The organism is Dialister sp. UBA1703 (assembly GCA_002320515.1).
Lineage (GTDB): Bacteria > Bacillota > Negativicutes > Veillonellales > Dialisteraceae > Dialister.
In genome coordinates this window covers 1-7572 of sequence record DCJJ01000018.1, presented here as the reverse complement: position 1 = coordinate 7572, position 7572 = coordinate 1, and the positions used below count along the sequence as shown (strand labels likewise).

Genomic DNA, 7572 nt, shown 5'->3' with positions numbered 1-7572 from the left:
GAATTAATCAGTGCTTCCCTAGTATCTGCCTGCATAAGGATAAAGGCAGACAATGATTGAATCATCACTTCTTTACAAGGTACGTCCCGGAAATCTATTTCCTATACCCCTGCGCTGTAACGGGCGTCTCCCGGTATGGCCTGCTGACTTCAGCCCATCAGCTCCGAAATGCACTTCCTCTTCCCTGTCCGCTCCCACCATCCGGACTCGCTTTCCTTTGGAAAAGGCACTCGCCTTCATCCTCGCCTGTCAATCATGAAATTTTTAAAATATGCTGCCGGGGACGAAGCCCCGGCGCATAAGGGATGCAGGCTGTAAAGTCCCGCTCCCATTCCTCTGCCCAGAGTCATGAAACTTCTGCGAATCGGGCACCCGTTCCCGTTCTGCCTTTCCCAAGGCGAAGTCTTTCCGATCCCTGTCAGCCGGTAAACTTACTTCCTATAAAACCGGTGAAACGCCGGAGAAGAGATGCCCAGAAACAGCAGGCAGCCTGCCAGCCCCCATTCCAGTTCGTTCAGTTTCTTAGCAATCAGTCTGCCCATTCCTTTTCATCCTTTCTTTCTTGAAATCAAAAAGCTCCCGTCCCCTAAGGGACGAGAGCTGCGCTTCGTGTTTCCACCCAATTTCATATGCCCGTCGCCGGACATACCTTGAAAGGTTCTAACAAACCCTGACTCTGTATCGGGAGTTCCCGGGAAGGCTTACTACCGTTCAGCCTGCCTAACTTAGAAATGCACTTCAGCACCTTATCCGTGTCCGCTCTCACTCTCCGGACTCGCTTGGCCGTTATCAGAATGCCTACTCTTTTCTTCATCGCTTTGTTGTGAATACTTTGGCACCGGATACGGGAAATGTCAAGGGGAGATTATCTGCGAAAAAAAATTATACTATGTTCATTCCACACTTCATATGTGCAGGAAAAATCAAATCTTATCTTAGTTGATACCGAGGAAAAAGAGAACTGCCTTCGTCATCCACATAACAACTACGGCATCAATGATAGGGATCAGAAACATAACAGGGTAGTATACTGCCCGCACGCGGCAAACCAGGATAACCCGGGCAAAATGGCCGATAAGCGTACCCATGGTAATGCAGGCAGGAAATAAGATGGTAGCCTGTGCAGCTGTAATCGTACCCGCCGCATACAGGGACGCTGCTGTAGCAGCGCCTGCCGCTTTGGCAAAAAAAGCAGCCAGAAGTGCCAGAGATACTTCACCGGGAAGGCCGAAAATACTCATAACCGGTCCCAGAATCTGACCAATAACAGGCATAATCCCCAAGTATTTCAAAAAAGCAAGAAGCGAATATGCCATAACCATGGCGGGGACAATCAATTCTACCCCAATATAAAACCCTTTCTTAGCCCCCTGCATAAATAATTCCGGAGCTGATGGTTTTGCCTTTTTTTCTTCTACTGGAGCTGCTGTCATTATGCCTGTCCTCCTTCCGGATATTTCCTATGATAGTATTTCAGATACATGCGTACTAGATTAGCGCCCAGGATTTTAACAATAATAATAAGTACAATCACCGCTCCAACAGGAAGGATAGAAATCGGTACAAGTGCCGCACCGGCACCAATGGTATTATTAATCGTTCCTGAACCGGCATACTGATAAGATGCAAAGACAGTCCGCTCATCATCAGTGATTTCACCTTTTTCATACATTTCTTTCGTCAGGAAAGCTCCTACATCAGAACTGGTAAAACTGGATACAAAAGCAATTCCCGCAGTCCCAGGCAAGCCCAGAAGCGGACGAAGAATCGGCTGAAAGAGGCGAGCTGCCGCCTTTAATGCGCTATAACTCTCACATACATCCATAAGTCCCTGTGCAACCATAACAGTAGGAATCAGAGAAAGCCCTACCATCATCCCTTCTTTGGCACCAAATCCACCGGTCCCGATAAACGATACTTTTGCCCCTTCTGCTTTCCCAAAAGCTCCTACCAATGAATTTAAATCAAAGGCTTTCAGAAATCCGGTCTGATCTGCCATGGTTCCTGAAAACAGGATAATCAGAAAAGCCAGTGAAAGCCATCCTTTCCATGTTACCTTATAATCCTTTTTATCTTCCATCTACCATCCTACTCACTTTCCATTAACGCCAGGCAAAATTATAATTTCATTAAAAGTGCAAGAAGCAGCTTTTCTCTTTCAATCAGTGAATCTTCAACAGCCCATTCCCTTTCGGTATGATTGAACTGCCCACGCACTCCCAATGCACAGAGTGTTGGAATTCCCGCCTTTGTCAAATAAGCAGAATCACTGCCGCCTCCGACTGCAATAGCCTTCATTTCAGGAAGTCCATTCTTCACAGCAATATCATTTGCTCTATTGAATAATTCCAGCGAGGAATCCAGCCGTTCCATAGCTTCAATCCGTGTTGTTAATCTGCATGTGGTCTTCGTATCCGGAATATACTGTCTGGAAGCAATTTTCTTAAAGCTATCAATAATACGATTTAATCCCTTTTCCGACCGGAAGCGGACATCTACAATGCAGTGTGCATGTTCAGGAACCGCATTGGCTACAGTACCGCCGGAAATCACTCCCACATTAACAGTAGTACCTTCCTCGAAATCTGTTAAACCTTCCATATCAATGGCTTTGTGACACATTTCCTGCACCGCACTCCTGCCATCTTCCGGATTATTTCCGGCATGGGCACCGACCCCTTGGAAATCCCATTCAAAACGGCAGCAGCCTTTACGCTCAACCACAATGCCATTATCCATGAAACCTGTTTCCAGGTTAAACCCCATAACGGCCCCTTTTGCTTCGGCCAAATAATCATTCCCCGCATTTGACTGATTATGACCAACCTCTTCATCACCGGCAAGAATAATTTTCAATGGATATCTGTCATATCCGGCACCTGTCAAAAATTTAACAGCATAAAGCAGAATGGTAACTCCGCCTTTCATATCCAGACATCCAGGGCCTGTTACCCTTCCATTAACCACCGTAAAAGGTCGTTTAGCTGCCGTCCCATCCGCAAATACGGTATCCATATGACCGGTCAAGACAATAAAAGGTTTAGACATGTCACCATATTCGGCTACCAGCATATTTCCCACTTTTTCATATTCATGAAAGCGAACCTTAAATCCTAAAGGTTCGAGGACAGCCTTGATATCCCGACCTACCTGGTCAACACCTGCCTTGTTTCCTGAACCGCAATCGCGATTGACAAGGAATTTCCAGGTCTCCATCATCTCTTCTTTGGCAGCTTCTGCTTCACAAAATAATTCTCTTAAGTTCTTTTCCATACTCCCCAGCCTCCTGTAATTAGCATTGTGTAAAAAAAACAGCGCAGAAATAGCATAATACATATCTCTACGCAGCTCCCTTACTGTTTACATACACAAATTTTCAAGTTGCTGATATAATATAGCAAAACGGATGACCCTAATAGGATTAAATCAAGACTTTAAATCATTTATTGCAGTGAGAAAAGGAGGATATTCCAATGCGTATCGGCATGGTAGGGCCGGAAGTATGGCTGGAAGAATCAATGAAACGAATTTCTGCTGATTTCCCGGATATTAAGTTCATCTCATTTCCATATAAGCGACCCATAGATCTCCCCAACATCCTTGGTGGCGAGCAGAATCAGTGCGACGTACTGCTTTTTATGGGTGAAACCGCACGCCGTTGGGCCGCCAGGCAGATGACACCGGTAGTTCCATGGCTCAGCATTCCCAGATCTCCTGCCGCATTTCTTCGCATACTTGCCAAAGCATTTCATGATGGATATCAGCCTCACTTTATAACAGATTACCAGAATAAGCCCTACTTTGAACATGCATTAGATGGAGCAGGAATCACACCAGATGAATACTCTGTCACCATGATTCCCTATGGAACTTTTACTGCTGAAGGATACATGGAAAAAAATGCAGAACTTATGATAGAAGAATATAAAAAAGGGCATGCCTCCTTTTGTGCCACCATTTTCAGTGTATCCTATGAAATTTTAAAAAGGAATCATATTCCTGTCTATTATCTGATTCCCTGCTTTGAGGATACCAGGCAAACCGTTCAAGAACTTGCTGCCTCTTCAAAATTCCATCTTAATAATGAAAACGCAATGGCCGTGCTTGCTGTCCGAATCAATGCTCCCCAATATTTCTCGATAAGAACGTCCGATTCAAAATCCCTCACCAAGTCAAAACTCAACGCCGCAGCTCAGATTTATGCTTATTCCTACGGGCTCAATGCATCCTGTGTCCCCATGGGTCTGGATGAATACCTGATTTTTACCACTAGACAATCCTTGGAAGCATCCACCCATCAATTTACTCAGCTCGATCTTCTCAGAATTGCCTCTGATGCATCAGACTTAACACTTTCCGTAGGCATAGGCTGCGGAACCACCGTGCTAAAAGCCCAGGAACGGGCCCGCCAAGCCATGTATAACTCCACTGCCCATGGCGGAAACTGCGCCTATTTCATAGGCGAAAAAGAAAGCCTTATAGGCCCTATTCACCGTGGCAATGCCGCCCCTGTGCAGGAAACCCCGGATTATTTGATTACACTTGCCAGAAAAACCGGCATCAGCTTTAACTACCTGAAAAGCATGTATAACCTGTGCGGACATGAACATAGAAATACTTTTACCCCATCAGAGCTGGCCGATGCAGCAGGCATTCGTAAAAGGACAATGAACAGAATTATCCTGAAACTCATCGACTGCGGCTGCTGTCTGGAAAAAGGTCATACTTTTCCCAAACAACGCGGCAGACCCAGCCGCATCATAGAACTTCGTTTTGAGAAATTTCCCACCCTTAAATAACCACTTTCTAACCAATCCATTAAGCTAAAAGAGCTAATCCAGACCGATTATCTCTTTTTGTACTCTATTATTCCCCTATTCTCCTCCAATTTTTAAATAAATATTTTTCTTTCATAACAACATATTAAAATCATATATTTGGGGAAAACACTTGACAATATAGTGCATATACTTTAAATTTAAATGCAACTTCTATCTTCACTTCAAGTTAATCAATCATGACAATGGGGTCATATGGTAAACGTACACGCATCCATGCCTGTATGTTTATCCATGTGGCCTTTTTTCGTATCCGGACAGGAAAAGGAGCTGAATACAATTCCGGTTTTTACGAATTCAAAAAGATAGAAAATTTTAAGAATCAGGAGAAGAACCAATGGAAGACAAGAAAGAAGAACAGCTCGAAAGCGCTGATGAAAGAGCTAAAAAGTTTACTGCCCTCCCAAAATTCACAACAGGAGGAATTATTGCTTTGATTCTTGGCATTCTTATTTTTGCCGGGGTATTTGCCCATATTCAGGGCTATGAATGGCTAAAAGCCTTTGACTACAGCACACTGATTGGCAAGTTTGGCACAATGAAGGATCCGGCCAAGAACACCTTTGTCGGAGCCGGCGGCGTCAGTGCCAGAGCCGGATTCTTATTTGCTCTGTCACTCATCCCATCAATTATGCTTGCTATCGGTATTGTAAACATTCTCCAGCATTATGGTGCCCTGTCTGCCGCTCAGAAACTGATGACACCTTTGTTCAAGCCATTGATGGATGTACCTGGACTCGTAGGCCTTACTCTGATAACTGACCTGCAAAGTACGGATGCCGGTGCTGCACTTACCAAAGAACTTTATGATCTCGGCCTTGTTGATAAACGTGAAGAAACCATCATTGCTGCATGGCAATATTCAGGAGCCGGTATGATTAACAACTACTTTGCTATAGCCAGTGCACTCTTCGGATTTATGGCCTGTCCCATTCTCATTCCATTAGCTATCATTTTCGTAATGAAATTCGTCGGTGCCGTTATCTGTCGTTTTGCATTAGATACTATTTACAAAGGAGACTTTAAACATGGCAAATGAAGCGGTAAGCACAAAGGAAAACGCAAAACAGAATAAGCCCAACGTATTTGACATCTTCATTGAAGGAGCACGCAAAGGATGGACCATAGGAACCCAGAACCTGGTTCCAAACATCATCATGGCCTATGTCATTGCCTATATTTTAAATATTCTTGGTATTATGGACTTCATCGGTCACTGGTTTGGACCGGTTATGGCCATCTTTGGTCTTCCCGGACAGGCTATCGTAATTCTTCTGACCACCTGGCTTTCTTGTTCTGCTGGTGTGGGTATTGCTGCATCATTTTATACACAGGGTGTAATTAATGAGTATCATATCGCAATCCTTATGCCGGCCCTTCTTTTAATGGCCTCCCAGATTCAGTATATGGGGAGACTTTTGGGCACAGCCGATATTCCTAAAAAATACTGGCCCATGCTCATGCTAATCAGCATTTTCAATGCAGTCATCGGCATGTTTGCCATGAAAATATATATGGCCATCTTTGGCTGATTTTAAGGAGGAAATCATTATGGCTGACGTATTTACTTATTTTGAAGATTTACACAAAATGCCGGAAATCGGCATGCATGAATTCAAAACTTCTGCTTACATTGCAGACCACCTGAAAAAAATGGGATATGAAGTACAGGAACACATCGGTGGCGGCACTGGGGTTGTCGCTGTCTATGACAGCGGTAAACCGGGACCGGTTCTTGGCCTTCGCGCTGATATGGACGCATTAGGCACTAAGGATGGTGGAGCTGCTCATCTCTGTGGACATGACGGACACATGGCCATGCTTCTCACTGCCGCAGAAATCATCAAAGAACAGAAACTGGTACATAAAGGAAAACTGAAAATCCTCTTTCAGCCTGCAGAAGAAACAAGTGAAGGTGCCCTTTCCATGCTGAAAGGCGGTGCCATTGACGACATCGATATTCTTATCGGAATGCATGGAAGGCCAATTCAAGAATGCCGCGTAGGCCAGGCAGCTCCTGCACTTTATTATAGCGCCGCTACCCATATCCGCTATGATATCATTGGCAAACAATCCCATGGTGCTCGCCCCTACCTTGGTGTCAGCGCTCTTGACGCAGCATGCCTCGTAGTCGCAGCAGCTAACGCCCTCCGCTTTGACTCCAATGTGGTATACAACCTGAAAGCTACCCAGATTCATGCTGACGCCGGTGTTCCCAATGCAGTACCTGGCAATGCTACTGTTACCTTCGACCTTCGCAGCCAGAGCAATGACGTAATGGATCTTATGATTAAGAAACTTACCAACGCTGCTAAAAGCGCCGCTGCCTCTATTGGCGCCGAAGCTGTAGAAAACATACTTCACAGTACACCAGCATCCATTATTTCTCTGGAAGTAACCGATATTATCGCTGAGGTAATTAAGGAAGAACTGGGGTCACAGGCTCTGATTCCACCCATCACTACTGCCGGCGGTGAAGACTTCTTCTGGTATCCAAAAGAAAAGCCTGAACTGAAAACAGGCTTCATTGCATTGGGAGAAGATGCCCAGCCCGGTCTCCATGATCCTAACATGCATTTTGACCACTCTGCTCTGCCAAACGGCGTGAAACTTCATGTTGGACTTGTAAAAAAGATTTTGGGATAATTAAATCCAAGTATAAAAACGGACAATCATTTGATTGCCCGTTTTTATATGCAGTTTACACACAAAAAAAGACAGAAAAGCCTATCAG

7 protein-coding genes are annotated in these 7572 nt (G+C 44.7%); 4 read left to right on the top strand and 3 right to left on the bottom strand.

Annotated elements, in window-relative coordinates; translation table 11 throughout:
* Positions 1-935 precede the first annotated feature (935 nt).
* The 3 genes from B2Y11_RS00920 to B2Y11_RS00910 are packed head-to-tail and all read right to left on the bottom strand — an operon-like array spanning position 936 to position 3273.
* Entirely contained in the window at positions 936-1433 is a 498-nt protein-coding gene (locus tag B2Y11_RS00920) for a nucleoside recognition domain-containing protein (RefSeq protein WP_291054926.1), read from the bottom strand.
* Positions 1433-2080, bottom strand: a complete 648-nt coding sequence (locus B2Y11_RS00915) for a nucleoside recognition domain-containing protein (protein ID WP_291054923.1) — start codon at positions 2078-2080, stop codon at positions 1433-1435. The genes B2Y11_RS00920 and B2Y11_RS00915 overlap by 1 nt, the downstream gene beginning before the upstream one ends.
* Positions 2081-2118: 38 nt before the next feature.
* Positions 2119-3273 (bottom strand): M20 family metallopeptidase, encoded by a 1155-nt coding sequence (locus B2Y11_RS00910; protein WP_291054920.1) that lies wholly within the window; start codon positions 3271-3273, stop codon positions 2119-2121.
* Positions 3274-3473: 200 nt separating this feature from the next.
* Here B2Y11_RS00910 and B2Y11_RS00905 point away from each other — a divergent pair, with 200 nt between their 5' ends.
* The 4 genes from B2Y11_RS00905 to B2Y11_RS00890 all read left to right on the top strand — a co-directional run bounded on the left by B2Y11_RS00905 (position 3474) and on the right by B2Y11_RS00890 (position 7484).
* Positions 3474-4799, top strand: a complete 1326-nt coding sequence (locus tag B2Y11_RS00905) for a hypothetical protein (protein ID WP_291054917.1) — start codon at positions 3474-3476, stop codon at positions 4797-4799.
* Between the two features lie 376 nt (positions 4800-5175).
* Positions 5176-5877, top strand: coding sequence for a nucleoside recognition domain-containing protein (locus B2Y11_RS00900; RefSeq protein WP_291054915.1), 702 nt, complete (start codon positions 5176-5178; stop codon positions 5875-5877).
* Positions 5867-6370, top strand: coding sequence for a YjiG family protein (locus B2Y11_RS00895; protein ID WP_291054913.1), 504 nt, complete (start codon positions 5867-5869; stop codon positions 6368-6370). Before B2Y11_RS00900 ends, B2Y11_RS00895 begins: the two co-directional genes overlap by 11 nt.
* 19 nt (positions 6371-6389) lie before the next feature.
* Entirely contained in the window at positions 6390-7484 is a 1095-nt protein-coding gene (locus B2Y11_RS00890; protein WP_291054911.1) for an amidohydrolase, read from the top strand.
* Positions 7485-7572: the final 88 nt, after the last annotated feature.